Below are 15285 nucleotides of genomic sequence, written 5' to 3' on the forward strand. Positions count from 1 at the left end.
TCACGCCTCCACCGACGCGCCGAGCGCGCCGTAGAGATAGAGCGCCGCTGACTCCCGCGAGTCGAGATCGGGGAGCGTCGCCAGCACGGCCCGCGGGGCAAGCGGTCGAGCGGTCGCCGCGAGCAAGGCGTCCGCGAGCGCGCGGACGTCTCCCTCCCGGACCACATGGTGCCCCTGCGCGCGCAGCCACGGAGCGAGGCCCGTGCCGTCGCTCGCGACGATGGTGCGCCCTTGGCGCAGCCCTTCGCGGATGGGCAGCCCGACCTGCTCCCGCCACCGTCGACGTCGGCGGGACGGCAGCACGAGCACCGCGCCGTCGCGGACGACCACCAGCGCGTCGTCCCGGCGGAGGGGCCCACTGAGCTTGCGGCTCAGGGGCCGCAGGGCGCACCACGCCGCGACCTCGTCCGCGAGGGGTCCCCCGCCGACCAGGACCAGACGGGCCTTCGGGTCTGCGGCCTCCACCGTCGTCCACGCGGCCATCAGGTCGCGGACACCCTTGTGCTCCGCCAGCTGCCCCAGGAACACGACGCCTGTGCCGGAGCCCGACGCCGTCACGCAAGGGCTCGGCAGGTCCAGCACGAGGCGTGCCTCGACGCGCTCCGCGCCCGGCAGCCCCCGGTAGAGCGCCTCCGCGTCCGGCGTCGCGTACGCGATCCGGCTGAGAGACACGTGCACGTAGGCACCGAGAAGCACGGACGCCGTCCGCTCGACCAGGGCTGGCACCCGCCGCCCCGCCCCGATCAGGTCGACGAGCCGAGCGTTCTCCATGGCGTGCGCCACGATCGGTCTTCCTCTGCCGCGGCGCACCACACCCGCAGCCCGCCACGTCGCCACGACCGCGACATGGAGCGGGAGGTAGCGCATCCACAGCGGCTCCCACGTCTCCAGGAGCCGTGCGTCGCTCGCCCAGACAGCCCGGATCAGTCCTCGGGCGTCGACCTTGACGAACTCCGGGCCGGGTGCGCCGGTGGTCTCATAGCTCAGGCGCAGATAGAGGTTCACGCGACCGTCGCCGAAGGCACCAGCGCCGTCGAGATGGTTCTCACGCAGCTGTGGCAGGAGCCGAAGGATCTTCGTCATGCTGTCGCACCCGCGTGGTTCGACGGCTGCACGCGAGCGCGCACCCGTCGCGCGACGCCCACCGGGTACCCGGCCATCTTGGCGAAGTCACCGGTGACGACGACGACCGGCACCAGTGCGAGGCCGGCGGTCGTGGCACCGCCTCGTTCGTGGCACAGGACCCGTCGGACGAACTTCGCGAGATAGAGCCAGCCCCCGACGAGGAGCACCGGGACGGCTGCCGGACGTCGCGACGCCAGCACCGCGACGCCCAGCGCGTACGCGGCATACCGCGCGGCGTGGCGTCGGCGCCACAGGTCGGCCCGGCCGTCTCCGCGCGCGTACCGGTAGTACTGGCGCGCGAAGGCCGCCAGGCTCGGGCGGGCGTCCCAGGTCACCACGGCCTCCGGGACGAACGCGAAGGTCGCTCCGAGCCGCTTCAGCTCGAGGTCCAGGACGAGGTCCTCGCAGTAGTCGAGCCACTCGGGGTATCCCCCCGCTTCACGCCATGCTGCCCGGGTGACGCCGAGAGAACGGCTGGAGGGCAGGAACGTCGCCGGATCGATCTCGTCCCGCAACGGCGTGATGACCGCCGCCAGGGCCTGCGCGAACGGCGTTCCGCCTGCCGGCTCGAAGAAGCCGGCTGCGACGTCGGCGCCATCTCGCAGCGCGGCAGCGAGCGCCTCGACCCACCGCGGGTGCAGAGTGGTGCCGCCGTCGGTGACCAGCACGTGGTCGTGCCGTGCCAGCTCGATCGCGCGGTTGCGGCCCTGCGCGATGTTGAGCCCGGGCACGACCTCGACGCGCACCGCGGTGCGGCCCGGCGGGCGCCAGGTCGCGAACAGCTCGGCCGTCCCGTCCGTCGAGCCGCCGTCGACGACGACCAGCTCGGCGGGCGCGACCGTCTGCCGAGCGAGCGTCTCGAGGAACGCCGGCACGGACGGCGCCTCGTCGAGGACCGTCAGGACGAGCGACACGGAGGCCGCGTCCCGGACCGTCTCGCTCGGCTCACTCGACATGGTCCACTCCTGCCGTACGGTCGGCGACGGCTCGGCCCGCCGCTGCGTCGACCGCCGGGTAGCGGTGCCGCAGGTGGCGTCCGTCCACCACCAGTGCGGGGTAGCGCGTGTAGAAGGCAGCCATCGAGCGGAGCTCGTGCCACCAAGGCCGGATGCGCAGCCCGGTGGTTGCGCGGGCCCAGCCGTGCACCCAGCGCACGTCGCCCACGAGCCGGACGGTCATGCCGTCCGACCAGGCCCGCATCCCCTGGTCGGAGTCCTCGTAGTAGACGAAGAAGCGCTCGTCCCAGGCGCCAAGCTCCACGAACCACTCGCGCCGAGAGGCCACCGCGGCACCGATCGCCCAGCAGACGTAGACGGCCTCCCCCGGCTCCGCGACGATCCGGTAGCGCGAGCCGCCCGTGGGGCGCAGGCGGTTGAGCACCTTCGCCGACAAGGTCGGGAACCCGCGACCGTTCGGCTGCACCGTCCCGTCGTCGTGGAGCAGCTGCGGCGCGACCAGCCCCCGCTCGCGGTCGATCTCACGGGCGAGGGCGTCGAGCGAACCGGGGTCGACGGCGACGTCGGGGTTGACGAAGGCCACGTAGCGGCCACGAGCGGCGGCGAGCCCCACGTTGTTGGCCGCCCCGAACCCCGCGTTCCGCGGCTGGCGGACCACACGGGCACCGAGCGACTCCGCAAGCTCTGCCGACCCGTCACGGGACGCGTTGTCCACCACCACCCACTCGACGTCCGGCGGCAGGTGCCGCGACCAGTAGGCGGCCAGGTCGCCGGCGCTCTCGTACGTCACCGTCACGAGACTCCAGCGCGGACTGGCCGACGACGCCGGCGACGCAGAAGAAGAAGACATAGGGAAGGACCTCGATCGACTGGTAGACGACACTCTCCAGCAGCGCGCCGAGCATCCCTGCGCGCAGCCACGCGGCCTCGCGCGGCACGCCGGCACGCACACCGAGCATGAGGGCGTAGAACAGCACGACGCCGAGCAGCCCGAAGCTCAGGAGCTGCTGGAAGAAGCCGGACTCGACGACCCCGACGGTGGTGTCCCCGAGGTTGCGGGTCACGTTCGACGCCATGCCCGTGTACTGGCCGACCAGCAGCCCGGAGCCGAGCCACTGCTCGACCGAGCGGTGCCAGAGCCCGATGCGGACGTCGTTGCCCGAGCCCGCGAGGTCGAACGAGCTCAGGCCGCGGTCGAAGTAGGCGCGCCCGAGCCCGAGCGACACCAGCGCGACGAACGCGAGCACCCCGGCACCGACGAGGCGCAGCCGTGCCCCGAGGTCGCGCGCCGAGAGGAGGTAGAACAGACCACCGGCAGCGAGCACGAGGTAGCCGGAGCGGGAGTACGACAGGACGACGCCGGCGAGCGCCAGGGCCGCCGCGGCGAGCACGTACGTCCGGCGCCCGCGACGGTAGACCTCCAGCAGGAGGAACGTGAGCAGGGCCGCGGCGAGCGGGTAGTGCAGGTACGACCCCGTGAGGGATGCCGGCCGGACGGTGCCCCCGAGGCTGGCCTCGTCGGACGACGGCAGGACGCTCCAGCCGCGGAACTGCTGCAGCAGGGCGGTGCCCACGAGCGCCGTCGTCACCAGGGAGAGAGTCGGGCCCACCGCGATGCGCGACGCCGCGGGCAGCTCGAGCCCGCCGTACACCACGAACATGGCCGCGAAGAACACCATGACGCCGGCGTAGTACCAGAAGTAGCCGACGTTCTGGACGAGCGAGGTGAGGAGGCACGACGCGACCACCACGACGACGAACCCGTAACCGAGCGCGCACTGCACGCGTGCTCGCGGGCCGGGCCGCGCGCCAGCGGCGAGCAGCACGAGCGTGAGCACGACGAAGGCACCGAGCTGGATCGCGTACCCCGCGGTCTTGCCGACCGTCACCTCGAAGACCCCGCGCGACACCGCGGCGAGGCACGCGAGGAGGAACACGACCGTGAGCCCCGGACTGGCCCTGACGGCAGCAGCCCGACCGTCAGTAGGCACCGGCGCCCACCATGACCGCCCGCGCCGTCCGCGACAGGATCAGGAGGTCCCCGACGACGCTCCAGTTCTCGACGTACCGCACGTCCATCCTGATGCTCTCGTCGACCGTCAGCTCGGATCGGCCCGAGACCTGCCAGAGCCCGGTCATCCCCGGCTTCACGAGGAGTCGGCGCGAGGCGAGGTCGTCGTAGAGAGCGACCTCCGCGGCCACCTGCGGGCGGGGACCCACGAGGCTCATGTGCCCGCGCAGGACGTTGACGAGCTGCGGGAGCTCATCGAGCGAGTAGCGCCTCAGGACGCGTCCGACACGCGTGACCCGCGGGTCCTGGTGGGGCTTGTAGAACAGGCCGACCTCCGCGGCCCCCTCCAGCGCGAGGACCTCCTCGAGGTGGCTCTCGGCATCGACCACCATGGTGCGGAACTTCAGCATGTGGAACGGGTGCCCGTCCTTGCCGACCCGCTCCTGGCGGTACAGGACGGGTCCGCGATCGGCGACGACCAGTGCGACGAGCAGTCCGACGAGCAAGGGCGTGAGCAGGATAAGGAGGACGGCTGCGCCGACGACGTCGAGAGCGGTCTTCGCGACGTAGCGCCGTCCCGTGAACTGCGGCTCGTCCACGAACACCAGCGGGAGCCCGTCGACCGGGCTCACCACGACGCGCGGCCCGGCGACGTCGACGAGCCCCAGGCTCAGCGCAAGGTCGATCCCCGTGCCCTCGAGGTCCCAACCGAGCGATCGGACCGTCTCGGAGTCGACCGCGTCGGAGCCCGCGACCGCGACGGCCGACGCGCCGAGCTCGGTGGCAAGACGCGCGGCGTCGTCCACGCCGCCCAGCACGGGGACGCCGGCGACGTCGCCGCTCGGCTCGCGCTCCTCGGGCACGCACACCCCGACGACGCCGTAGCCGGCCTCCGGCAGATGCTCCAGCTCGTCGATCATCCGCGCGGCCTGCCCGCGCGAGCCGACGATCAGGACCGCCGAGGTCAGCTCTCCCCGCCGACGGCGACGGCGCAGCCAACGCCGCCAGGCCAGGCGCGTCAGCAGCAGGAAGACCACGCCGACCGGGGCGGTCATGGCGAGGTAGCCCCTGCCGATCTGCATGTGCAGGAGGTACGCCACGACGGCGACGGCGGCGAACAGCCGCCACGTGACGCCGAGCACCCGGGCGTACTCGCGGGGGCCGCTGCCCACCAGTCGTCGGTCCCGCGTGCGCCCGACGCTGAGGACGGCCAACCACACCAGCGCGAGGACCAGCGAGAGGCTGAGGTAGGTGGGTGAGAACGTGCCGTCCACGCGCGCGGCACCGTTCGCGTCGAACCGGACGACGTAGGCGATGGCCACGGCGACGGCGACCGCGAGCGCGTCGGTGGACGCGACCTGGACGGCGTACCTGCGCCACCAGTGACTGGCCGGGAGGGGGCGGGACGCGCCGGCTGCGGCGAGCGCGCCCGAGGCGGTCCCCACCTGCCTGCTGCGTACGTCCTGGCTCGACATCTCGCCCCCGTGATGCTCGTTGCTCGCTCGCTCCGCGGTGCCGACGTTCTCTTGGAAAGTACCCTGCACTCCTCGACACCGCGCGACGTCCCGAGCGCGTCGGAGCCCCCACCGGAGCCCGCAGCGCAGGCGCGATCGTGGCCCGACCGACACAATGCAGTACGGACGGAGATCGACGAGGGGACTTCGTGGAGCTTCAGGACTTCGTGGCGACACTCCGCAAGCGTTGGCTGACGGTGGTCGTCTGCACGCTTGCCGGCGGTCTGCTGGCGTTCACGCTGGCCGCGTTCCAGACACCGATGTACACGGCGTCGACCCAGCTCTACGTCTCCGTCCAGGGCGACTCGTCCGCCGGTGCCCTCGTGCAGGGGGCGAACTACTCCCAGCAGCAGGTCACGTCGTACGTCCAGCTGGTGTCGAGCCCGAAGGTCCTGGCGCCGGTGATCGACGACCTCGGGCTCGACATGAGCGCCGCGGCGCTCGCTGACCACGTCTCCGCCACGTCGCCGAAGAGCACCTCGCTCATCGTCGTGCAGGTCGAGGATCCGAGCGCCTCGACCGCAGCCCTCGTCGCCAACGCGACCGCAGAGCAGCTTCGCGAGGAGATCTCCGCGCTCGAAACCCCGACCGACGGCGGCGCGTCCAAGGTGAAGGTCACGGTCGTCCGCGAGGCGGACCCACCGATGTCGCCGTCGTCCCCGAACATCCGGGTCGACGCGACGCTCGGCGTCCTGCTCGGCCTCGTCGTGGGCGTCGGCTGGGTGATGCTGCGTCGCGCGCTCGACACTGGCGTCCGTGACGTGGAGGCCGTGTCACAGGTCACGGACGTCCCGGTGATCGGAGGGATCGCGTTCGACAAGCAGGCGGCCGCGCACCCGCTCGTGCTCGAGTCCAGCCCGCACAGCCCGCGCGCAGAGGCGTTCCGCAGGCTCCGGACCAACCTGCAGTTCATCGACGTGGGCGGCGGGCCGCGCACGGTCGTCGTGACGTCGTCGCTGCCCGGCGAGGGCAAGTCGACCACCGCCCTGAACCTCGCGATCACGCTCGCGGCGGCGGGGACGCGGGTGGCGCTCGTCGATGCCGACCTCCGGCGACCCACCATCGCGACCTACTCGGGGCTGGAGGGCGCCGTGGGTCTGACCACCGTCCTCATCGGGCAGGCGGACCTCGACGACGCGCTCCAGCCGTGGGGCAACGCGAACCTCCGCGTCCTCGCAGCAGGGCAGGTCCCCCCCAACCCCAGCGAGCTCCTGGGCTCCCAGGCCATGAGCGACCTCCTTCAAGAGCTCGCTCGCCGGCACGAGATGGTGATCCTCGACGCCCCGCCGATCCTGCCTGTGACGGACGCGGCCGTCCTCGCGCGCATGGCGGGCGGGGCGATCGTCGTCGCCGGCGCCGGCATCACCCGCAAGCACCAGCTGCGCGACGCGCTCGGCGCGCTGGACGCGGTCGGCGCACGTGCCCTCGGCATCGTGCTCAACCGGCGCAAGGCGTCCGAGGACTCCCACTACTACGGCGGCTACGGGTACGCGACCGAGGACGCAAACGGACGGAAAGGCGCGGCCGCGCCCCCGCCCCGCTCGAGCCGCCCTGTCCCCCGGCCGCCGACCCCGCAGGAGCCGGGAGCAGCACCCGATGGCGGGGACGACGACCTGGAGGACGGCACGTGGCCCGGCCAGACCTTGACGGAGTCCCGGATCGACGAGATGCGCACCCGTCACGCCGCGCGTGCCGCCGAACGGGGCGCGGACTAGTGCAGGCGCCGTTGCGTCGACGGGACGCAGCATGAGTCCCGCCCAGGTGGTGGTCGCCGTGCTCACCTTCGGCCGCGACGACGGCCTGCGCGGCATCCTGGACGCGCTCGCGTGCCAAGACGTCCCGCCTGAGACGACGGTCGTGGTCCTGACGGTCGACAACAACCCGGCCCCGTCCGCCCGACCGGTCGTCGAGGTGGCCCGCATCGCACACGCGGACGACGGCCTGACGTTCGACTATGCACACCAGCCCAGGCCCGGTATCCCGGTCGCCCGAAACACTGCCCTGGACCGGGCGGCCGCGCGGGGCGCGGACGCGCTGGTCTTCATCGACGACGACACGCGACCCGAGGCGCACTGGCTGGTCAACCTTGTCCAGGCCTGGCGCGACTCGGGTGCCCAGCTCGTTGCCGGCAGCTCGCGCCGGACGGTGCACACGACGCACGATCCGTGGGTCGACGCCTCCCACCACTTCGACGACACCTTCGTCCCGGTCCTTGCTCGCGTGCGTCGGTCCGTCACGCGGGCAGCCTGGACGCTGCCGTCCGCGCCGACCGAGAACCTGCTGCTCGACCTGGCGTTCCTCCGGCGTTCGGGTCACCGTTTCGACGAGCGGATCGGTCTCGGGGGTGGTTCCGACCTCCTCCTGACGAGCCAGGTGACCCGATCCGGCGGCCGGCTCGCGGAGGCCAGGGACGCCGTCGTCGTCGGGACAGTGCCTGCCGAGCGCTATACGCGGACGTGGGTGCTGCACCGCGCCCGGCAGCGCGGCAACGGACTCCAGCGCGTGGCCTGGCTCCGGTCGCGCGGCACCGCGGAACGAGCGCGCGTCACAGCGCGTGGCGCGGCGATCGGGCTCGGCGCGCTCGCACTCGGCGGGATCGCCGCCGTCGGGGGTCGCGTCGTGGGCTCGCTGCCCCTCCGCGCCCAGGGGGAGTTCGCCTTCTGGTACGGCGTGGCGCGGCTGGCCGCGTGCATCGGCGTCGTCTACCTCGCGTACGGCCGCACCGAACGCCGCTGGGGGATCGACGCCAGCCCGGACGGGATGCCCTGAGCGCCCTCAGGCGCGTCGGCTGCGGACCGTCATGACGACGCCCGCGCCCACGACGATCAGGCCGAGCGCCCCGACGGCGTACGGGAGCACCTCGGCTCCGGTGGCCCCGAGCGTCGTCTGGCTGGAACCGGCGACGACACCGGCGTCACCGGACGAGACGACGACCTGCTGCGTCGAGAGCTCGGCACCACCGCTCGTCGCCGTCAGGGTGAACGTGTACGTGCCCGGGTCCGCGAACGTCAGGGAGTAGCCTGCCGTCCCCGACGCGTCCGTCGTCTTGGTGACCGCTTTCGCGCCGGCGACCGTGATCGATGCCGACGGCACGGCCGGGTCTGCAGAGGTCACGGTTCCAGTGACCTCCGTGTTGGCCGGACCGTGGAGGGTGCACGTGATGGTCTGCCCGACGACGGGTGTCGTGTCGGAGAGAGGGCACGTGCTGCTGAAGTCCCCGGCGCCGTAGTCGTCCGCGAACGCCGCGGACGGAAGCATGACGAGTGCTGAGGCGCTGACAGCGAGGGCGATGGTGCGACGAGCCGTCATGGCCGTCCCCCAGAGGGCTAGGCGGGCTACGGGAATGTGCGCCGTCGGAGCGGCGTGACCGGCTGACCTTGCTCAGTCTTACCGTACCGGGCCAGATGCGCACGTGGAACCCCACGAGTCAGCGGCAGGCCGACGCGATCGTCGCCCGGCCGGCCTGACGCGCGGTCGGCGTGCTGCGGACCAGGACGTCGCCCGCCTGGCCGGTACCCGTGTCCACGACGAGGTGGAGGGTGGCGCGCCCGCCCGGCGCGAGGGTGAACGTCCGGGCCCCCACCGAGAGCCCGTCGTGGACCTGCGCAAAGAGCCCCTGGGGCCCGGGCGTCGCCCGGGCGGACACGATGCCGCCCCCGGTCGGCGCGTAGACGAGGACGTTCGTCCGGGTCTCTCCCCGCGGCACGACGCCGGAGAAGCCGACCAGGTAGCGCGGCAGGTCGGCTGCGCCCGAGGGCGCCCGCGACGACAGCGTGACCGTGACGTCCAGCCGCTGGGACCCGTCGGCACGGCACTGTGTGGCACGGCCGGAGACGTCGAGGTCCACGTAGTAGCCGAGCTTCGCCTGAGTCCCGTCCTCCAGGTAGATCCCGACCACGGGCGAGGTCCCGGCGCGCGAGGTGCGCAGACCCTGCAGCTCGCCCGCCAGGACGGTGCCGTACACCTCGGCCTGCTCGTCCTCTTCGGCCGACCACAGCATGATGCGACCGTCGCCCGCGGCGCGCGCCAGGGCGTCGACGACCGCGCGCGTGCTCGTCGCACCACCGAGCAGCGCCGTGAGGACCGCGTGCGAGGCGTCGGCGAAGTACGCGTCCTGCGCGGCAGCCGTCGCACGGTCCTGGTAGACGCCGTTGAGCAGCAGGGGGCCGGCGGTGGACGCGGTCAGCGTGGTGCCGTCCACCCGCACGGGGCCCGTCGCTCCGAGGAGCGTCCCGAGCGCCACCGGGTCCACCGAGACGACCCCGTCGACCTTTCCGCCGACGACCTTCTCCCACAGCGCCGCCGCGAGCTGCGCGGACCTCGGGAAGTCGGGCGTGAAGGTGACGTCCCGCATGTCCGTGACGAGGTGGGTCCCGAACAGCGCGCTCTCCGCCGTGGCGAGCGGCAGGACCGGCTCCTTCGTGGTGAGCGTGCTGCCGGCGCGCTGGTCGACGACGTCGATCCGCCCGTGGTCCGCTCGCAGCAGGAGCACCGACCCGGGGATCCCGCCCGTCGCACGCTGCTCGGCGTTGTTCTGGACGAGCACGAGATAGTCACGGGGGCCGTCCGCGCCGAGCATGGCGGGGAACAGCCGTGCGACCTTGGACGCGGTCGCGGTCGTCCGGGAGATGCCCACCACCTGGTCCCGGAACGCGTCGAAGGGTCGCGCGACGGACCCCACGAGCCCTCCCGTGTCGACCGCGTCGAGCTGGACCACAGCGGCCTTGACCGCCTCGTCCGAGGCGATCACGCGGGGCGCGACGCGCGCGACCGGTGCCGTCGAGACGCCACCCGAGCTCGGCGCGAGCACCGCAGGGTCGAGCACCGTGCTGGCGTCCACGAGCCCTGGCAGCGCGTGGTGCGACAGGTCGTCCGCAGTCGTCGTGACGAGCTGCGTGGCGCGCACGTCGTCGCCCAGCACCGGCAACGACCGTGCGACGGACCACAGCGGTCCGTGCGACGCCTCGCGCGCCGTCGTCGTGCGGGATGCGAGGCTGGCGAGCGTGCGCCGCGCCCCCTCGTCGTCGCCGGATCTCACCTGGGACTCGAGCACGACGATGTCGGCTCGGGCGGCGGTGAGCGCATGCTGGGTGCGGACTGCCCCGATGGCCAACCATGTCACCGCGCCGAGCAGCAGCACCGCCAGGACGAGGGCCAAGAGGACGGCTCGCCGGCGGGGACCGGTCTGGCGTCGGGGGCGGTCGCGGCGCCGCACACGTCCCGGGCGCCCCGGACGCACAGGAGGACGGCTGGCCACTGTTGCCGTGCTCCACTCGTCGCCCCAGCCCGGATGCGTCACGCAGCCCATGGTGTCGTGCCGTGTGCTGCAGCGCACCCTGGCCCGACGACCGTCCGTGCGCGAGCATGGGAGCGTGACACTGCCGCCCGCCGCCCCTGGCGCTCAGGGGGCGCCGCTCCGTCGCGTGCTGTTCGTGTGCACCGGGAACGTGTGCCGGTCGCCTGCCGCCGAGCGGCTCACGGCCGCGCGGCTCGGTCGGGCCGGCGCGGCCGGCGACGGCGTCCTCGTCCGCTCCGCCGGGACGGGCGCGCTCGTCGGCGCGCCGATCGCGCCACCGATGGCGCGGCTCCTCGCGGACCACGGCGCCGACCCGACAGGTTTCCGGGCGCGCGCGCTCACGCACGAGATGGTCGAGGAGGCCGACCTCGTCCTCGCCCTGTCGCGCGAACACCGGTCTGTCGTGGTGGGACTCGACCCCAGCGCGCTGGCCCGCACGTTCACCCTGCGCCAGCTGGCACGCTTCGCCGCGCTCGGCGCTGGCGCGACGCCGACGCCGCACAGCGGTGGGTCCACGCCCTCGGTCGGTGAGCGGCTGATGGCTCTGCGCGACGCGGCCCGCTCGGGACGCCGGGCGCCGGCCAGACCGGAGGACGACGACGTCGCCGACCCGTACGGGCAGCGGAGCGCCGCGTACCGGCGCAGCATGCAGGAGATCGAGGCCGCCGTCGACGCCATCGCGTCGGCAGTCGGGGCGTGACGGACCGGATCGAACCGCGACGAGCTCACCGGGCTGATCCTGCCGCGCATCACCCGAGCTCTGGGAGACACGTCCTAGCGGAACGTGAGCGTCCGCGTGTCGCCGTCGAGGAACGGGAGCGGCTCGACAGGAAGAGCGCCGTCCGCGGCGTCTCGCCACCAACCGATGTTGACGGCCTCACGCGCGTACACGGAGCCGTCGACGCGGCTCATGCGGTCGGCGTGCGCGGCGATCGACGCGACGTACACCTGCGTCGGGTCGGGGGCCGGGACCCCGCCGAGCCGCCGGCGCCAGCCCCCGCCCGGCCCGCCGGACCGCCGGAAGCGCGGGTGCCGGCGCAACGAGTCCACGGCGTTGACCACGGTGAACAGCGGGCCCGGTCCGGGCGTCGACACGTAGGGTGCGTCGTCGTCGACCTGCGCGGCGACCCGCTGCTCGTCGACGACGAGCCCCGCGGCCCGCGCCTCGCCGAGCATCCACCGCAGCGCGACGTCCGCGAGGCCGCGGTGCGCGCCGCCTCCCCCGACCTCCGAGTGCGAGCCGGGGAACCACACCTGCTTGACCCGTCCGGGCGGGTCGTCCGGCGCGACCGACCACAGGCACGGCTCGAACTTGATGCGCCGGTCGTCGATCGACAGCGCCTGGCGGGCGCACCGGACCGACGCCGACAGCGACACGTCGTGGAACCGCGCCCGCTTGAGGAACGGCGCCGGCACACCGAGCGCCCCCACGGTGTCGAACACGCCGAGGAACGTGATGGCGGTCTCCCGGTAGCAGTGAGCGGCCTTGAAGGCTGCCCGGCGCGCACGACCGTCCGGCGTGTAGTCGCGGTAGGCCTGCTCGGCGCCCGCGAGGCCGTCGTGCACGACCTCGTCGCCGCGCAGCAGCCCGACGGACGCCACCATGCCCGCGACGGACCGCGCGGTGTACGCACCGCGCGAGAACCCGATGACGAAGATCTCGTCGCCCGGGTCGTAGTTCATGGCGAGGAACCGGTAGCAGTCGATCACGTTGGCTGTGAAGCCATACCCCCACGCCCCGCCCAGGACGCGGTCCGCGAGGTAGCCGCGCGCGCCCACGCCGCCGATCGAGTAGACCATCTGCTGCACGCCGTCCACGGGGGCGTCGGTCCGGACCGCACGGGCGATCTTCTCCACGTTGGTGACGTGACGGTTGACCGCCGAGCCCCACGTGCCGTCGCAGCACACCACGAGCCGTTTCATGCGTCCCTCCCCGGGCCGTCCGGCGCCGGTGCCGGACCTGTACGCAGATCCCTGTGCGGAGATCCTTGTGCAGGAGGAGGGCGGCTCAACCGCCGGTGATACCCGGCCGCTCGACGTCGACGCGGTCGACGTCCCCGGGCGTCCCGTCACCGCGCAGCCAGGCGACCAGCCGGTCGAGCGCGTCCGCCGGCCCACGGGCGGTGACGCGGACCGTACCGTCCGGCAGGTTCTCGGCCGTGCCGTCGACCCCCAGCCGCTCCATCTCGCGACCTGTCGTCCACCGGAACCCGACGCCCTGCACGTGACCGTGGACGACGGCCACGAGCGGCCCGTCGGCGCCGCCCTCGTGCTCACCCATGCCCTCATGCTGCCCCGACCGGCGTCGACCTGCTCGACCGCCTAGCGTCGGGCGCACACGCACCAGCCACAGGAGGAACAGATGGCGGAGATCGGTCGGACGCTGCGCGCAGCAGGACAGGTCGGGCTCGGCGCGGCGCTCGCGTTCGCGGGCACGACGCACCTGACGACGGCCCGGGAGGAGTTCCAGGCCCAGGTGCCGTCGTGGTTCCCGGCGGACCCGGACGCCGTGGTGCTCGCGTCGGGCGTCGTCGAGATCGGCCTCGGGGCGGCACTGCTCGCCACGTGGCGACAGCCCGCGCGCGCGGTCGTCGGGGCGACCGCCGCAGCGTTCTTCGCGGCGGTGTTCCCGGGAAACATCGCCCAGCTCACCGAGCACCGCGACGCGTTCGGCCTCGACACGGACGCCAAGCGGATCGCCCGCCTGCCGTTCCAGGCGGTGCTGATCGCCGGAGCGGTGGCGTGCACGGGCGTCACGAAGGTCGTCCGCGAGAAGACGACGAACCGCACCTGAGGGTCGCCCTGGGGATCGCCGCGCGGACGACCGGTCCGCGCGGGACACTGCGAGCATGCCGCAGTTCGTCGTGAACCCGCGCCGCACCGACCCGTACAAGCAGTTCAAGTTCCGGGTCACCTGGGACAACCAGGTCGTGCCCGGCATCGTCAGCGTGTCGGGTCTCGCCCGCCGCACCGAGGTGGTCGAGCTGCGCGCGGGCGGCGACCCGTCGCTCGTCCGGCACAGCCCGGGCCGCACCACCTACGAGCCCGTGACCCTGGCCCGGGGCGTGACCCACGACAAGGCGTTCGAGGACTGGGCCGAGCGGGTGTGGTCGTTCGACGCCGCGGCCGGTGCCGAGGTCAAGCTCCAGTCGTTCCGCAAGGACGTCCTCATCGACCTGCTCAACGAGGCCGGACAGCTCGTGGTCCGCTACGTCCTGCACGCCGCGTGGCCGTCCGAGTACCTCCCCCTGCCCGAGCTCGACGCCGGTCTCGCCGCGACCGCGTTCGAGCGGCTCGTCCTGCAGCACGACGGGTGGAGCCGCGACCGGTCCGTCACCGAGCCCGTCGAGCCCTGAGGCGACCTTCCCGCCCGTCCACGCGTCGGCCTGTCCGACGGGCGGTCTGGCACCCGTCGCGGACGCCCGTGACTGCTAGCGTCGCGGCCATGCGCCTCGGGGTCCTCGACGTCGGCTCGAACACGGTCCACCTGCTCGTCGTCGACGCCTACCGGGGCGGCCCGCCGCTCCCCCAGGCGTCGCACCGTTCGACGCTGCGGCTCATGCGGTTCCTCGAGCCGTCCGGCGCGATCAGCGCTGCCGGCGTCGACGCCATCCTCACCGCGGTGGGCGATGCCGCCGAACAGGCCCGCGAGGCAGGTGTCGACGAGCTGCTCCCGTTCGCGACGTCGGCGATCCGCGAGGCCGTGAACGGCCCGGAGGTGCTCGACCTCGTGGCCGAGCGCACCGGTGTCGAGCTCCGGGTGCTGTCGGGCGAGGACGAGGCCCGCATCACGTACCTCGCCGTCCGGCGCTGGTACGGGTGGTCGGCCGGACGCATCCTGCTGCTCGACATCGGCGGCGGGTCGCTCGAGGTCGCGTCCGGAGACACCGACCACCCCGAGCTCGCCGTCTCCCTCCCGCTCGGTGCGGGGCGCTCCACCGCGACGTTCCTGCCGGACGACCCGCCCACCGACGAGCAGGTCGCCGCCCTGCGCCGGCACGCGCAAGAGGTCCTCGCCGAGCCCGTCGAGCTCTTCACCAAGCTCCCCGGCCCGGCGCACGTCGTCGGCTCGTCCAAGACGATCCGGTCGCTCGCCCGCCTCGCCGGGTCGGCGACCGACGGCGTCGGCGCACGGGACCGCAACGTCCTGACCCGCGCGGCGCTCGACGACTGGCTCCCCCGGATCGCCCGGATCCCCGTCGGCGCGCGCGACGCCCTGCCCGGCATCACCGCGGACCGCGCCTACCAGGTCGTCGCCGGCGGGATCGTCCTGTCGGAGACGATGCGCGCGCTGCGGGTGGACGAGCTCGACGTGTCGCCCTGGGCGCTGCGCGAGGGTCTGATCCTGCGTTACCTCGACGACCTGCGCTGATCGCGCGCTCC

The 15285-nt window shown here is 73.3% G+C and carries 15 protein-coding genes; 6 read left to right on the top strand and 9 right to left on the bottom strand.

The window, feature by feature from the left end; translation table 11 throughout:
* The 5 genes from CLV34_RS02795 to CLV34_RS02810 are packed head-to-tail and all read right to left on the bottom strand — an operon-like array spanning position 1 to position 5537.
* Positions 1-1083 (bottom strand): glycosyltransferase, encoded by a 1083-nt coding sequence (locus CLV34_RS02795; protein ID WP_100348695.1) that lies wholly within the window; start codon positions 1081-1083, stop codon positions 1-3.
* Entirely contained in the window at positions 1080-2081 is a 1002-nt protein-coding gene (locus CLV34_RS02800) for a glycosyltransferase (RefSeq protein ID WP_100348696.1), read from the bottom strand. Before CLV34_RS02800 ends, CLV34_RS02795 begins: the two co-directional genes overlap by 4 nt.
* The gene (locus tag CLV34_RS02805; protein WP_157803672.1) at positions 2071-2871 is read right to left on the bottom strand and encodes a glycosyltransferase; all 801 of its coding nucleotides are present in this window, start codon (positions 2869-2871) and stop codon (positions 2071-2073) included. Before CLV34_RS02805 ends, CLV34_RS02800 begins: the two co-directional genes overlap by 11 nt.
* Positions 2777-4072 carry an O-antigen ligase family protein gene (locus tag CLV34_RS16270; RefSeq protein ID WP_157803673.1) on the bottom strand — a complete coding sequence of 432 codons (1296 nt, stop codon included), beginning with the start codon at positions 4070-4072 and terminating at the stop codon, positions 2777-2779. Before CLV34_RS16270 ends, CLV34_RS02805 begins: the two co-directional genes overlap by 95 nt.
* On the bottom strand, positions 4062-5537 hold the full coding sequence (locus tag CLV34_RS02810) for a sugar transferase (protein ID WP_245858933.1): 1476 nt from the start codon (positions 5535-5537) through the stop codon (positions 4062-4064). The genes CLV34_RS16270 and CLV34_RS02810 overlap by 11 nt, the downstream gene beginning before the upstream one ends.
* 218 nt (positions 5538-5755) lie before the next feature.
* Here CLV34_RS02810 and CLV34_RS16275 point away from each other — a divergent pair, with 218 nt between their 5' ends.
* Both CLV34_RS16275 and CLV34_RS02825 read left to right on the top strand, forming a co-directional pair.
* Positions 5756-7321: a tyrosine-protein kinase domain-containing protein gene (locus CLV34_RS16275; RefSeq protein ID WP_170044547.1), complete on the top strand. Its 1566-nt coding sequence runs from the start codon at positions 5756-5758 to the stop codon at positions 7319-7321.
* Positions 7322-7352: 31 nt separating this feature from the next.
* On the top strand, positions 7353-8375 hold the full coding sequence (locus tag CLV34_RS02825) for a glycosyltransferase family A protein (protein WP_100348699.1): 1023 nt from the start codon (positions 7353-7355) through the stop codon (positions 8373-8375).
* 6 nt (positions 8376-8381) lie between these two features.
* Here the strand turns inward: CLV34_RS02825 and CLV34_RS02830 are convergent, their stop codons facing one another.
* Both CLV34_RS02830 and CLV34_RS02835 read right to left on the bottom strand, forming a co-directional pair.
* Positions 8382-8915 carry a peptidase gene (locus CLV34_RS02830; RefSeq protein WP_100348700.1) on the bottom strand — a complete coding sequence of 178 codons (534 nt, stop codon included), beginning with the start codon at positions 8913-8915 and terminating at the stop codon, positions 8382-8384.
* Between the two features lie 118 nt (positions 8916-9033).
* Positions 9034-10764 (bottom strand): DUF4012 domain-containing protein, encoded by a 1731-nt coding sequence (locus CLV34_RS02835; RefSeq protein ID WP_170044549.1) that lies wholly within the window; start codon positions 10762-10764, stop codon positions 9034-9036.
* Positions 10765-10978: 214 nt separating this feature from the next.
* Between CLV34_RS02835 and CLV34_RS02840 the strand changes: the two genes are divergently transcribed.
* Positions 10979-11602 (top strand): arsenate reductase/protein-tyrosine-phosphatase family protein, encoded by a 624-nt coding sequence (locus tag CLV34_RS02840; RefSeq protein WP_245858934.1) that lies wholly within the window; start codon positions 10979-10981, stop codon positions 11600-11602.
* A 74-nt stretch (positions 11603-11676) separates the two neighbouring features.
* Here CLV34_RS02840 and CLV34_RS02845 read toward each other — a convergent pair whose 3' ends face one another.
* Both CLV34_RS02845 and CLV34_RS02850 read right to left on the bottom strand, forming a co-directional pair.
* Positions 11677-12825 (bottom strand): DUF2235 domain-containing protein, encoded by a 1149-nt coding sequence (locus tag CLV34_RS02845; RefSeq protein WP_100348703.1) that lies wholly within the window; start codon positions 12823-12825, stop codon positions 11677-11679.
* Positions 12826-12910: 85 nt separating this feature from the next.
* The gene (locus tag CLV34_RS02850; RefSeq protein ID WP_100348704.1) at positions 12911-13183 is read right to left on the bottom strand and encodes an acylphosphatase; all 273 of its coding nucleotides are present in this window, start codon (positions 13181-13183) and stop codon (positions 12911-12913) included.
* An 81-nt stretch (positions 13184-13264) separates the two neighbouring features.
* Between CLV34_RS02850 and CLV34_RS02855 the strand changes: the two genes are divergently transcribed.
* The 3 genes from CLV34_RS02855 to CLV34_RS02865 all read left to right on the top strand — a co-directional run bounded on the left by CLV34_RS02855 (position 13265) and on the right by CLV34_RS02865 (position 15274).
* Complete coding sequence (locus tag CLV34_RS02855) at positions 13265-13696, top strand: DoxX family protein (RefSeq protein WP_100348705.1); 432 nt, start codon at positions 13265-13267, stop codon at positions 13694-13696.
* Positions 13697-13751: 55 nt separating this feature from the next.
* On the top strand, positions 13752-14258 hold the full coding sequence (locus CLV34_RS02860) for a phage tail protein (RefSeq protein WP_100348706.1): 507 nt from the start codon (positions 13752-13754) through the stop codon (positions 14256-14258).
* Between the two features lie 89 nt (positions 14259-14347).
* Positions 14348-15274: a Ppx/GppA phosphatase family protein gene (locus CLV34_RS02865; RefSeq protein ID WP_100348707.1), complete on the top strand. Its 927-nt coding sequence runs from the start codon at positions 14348-14350 to the stop codon at positions 15272-15274.
* Positions 15275-15285 lie beyond the last annotated feature (11 nt).

It is taken from the genome of Luteimicrobium subarcticum (genome assembly GCF_002798015.1).
Classification (GTDB): Bacteria; Actinomycetota; Actinomycetes; order Actinomycetales; family Cellulomonadaceae; genus Luteimicrobium; species Luteimicrobium subarcticum.

Excerpts from the sequence above, each read along its gene's own strand:
- CLV34_RS02795 (WP_100348695.1), bottom strand. The coding sequence starts at position 1,083 with ATGACGAAGATCCTTCGGCTCCTGCCACAGCTGCGTGAGAACCATCTC.
- CLV34_RS02800 (WP_100348696.1), bottom strand. The coding sequence starts at position 2,081 with ATGTCGAGTGAGCCGAGCGAGACGGTCCGGGACGCGGCCTCCGTGTCG.
- CLV34_RS02825 (WP_100348699.1), top strand. The coding sequence starts at position 7,353 with ATGAGTCCCGCCCAGGTGGTGGTCGCCGTGCTCACCTTCGGCCGCGAC.
- CLV34_RS02830 (WP_100348700.1), bottom strand. The coding sequence starts at position 8,915 with ATGACGGCTCGTCGCACCATCGCCCTCGCTGTCAGCGCCTCAGCACTC.
- CLV34_RS02845 (WP_100348703.1), bottom strand. The coding sequence starts at position 12,825 with ATGAAACGGCTCGTGGTGTGCTGCGACGGCACGTGGGGCTCGGCGGTC.
- CLV34_RS02850 (WP_100348704.1), bottom strand. The coding sequence starts at position 13,183 with ATGGGTGAGCACGAGGGCGGCGCCGACGGGCCGCTCGTGGCCGTCGTC.
- CLV34_RS02855 (WP_100348705.1), top strand. The coding sequence starts at position 13,265 with ATGGCGGAGATCGGTCGGACGCTGCGCGCAGCAGGACAGGTCGGGCTC.
- CLV34_RS02860 (WP_100348706.1), top strand. The coding sequence starts at position 13,752 with ATGCCGCAGTTCGTCGTGAACCCGCGCCGCACCGACCCGTACAAGCAG.
- CLV34_RS02865 (WP_100348707.1), top strand. The coding sequence starts at position 14,348 with ATGCGCCTCGGGGTCCTCGACGTCGGCTCGAACACGGTCCACCTGCTC.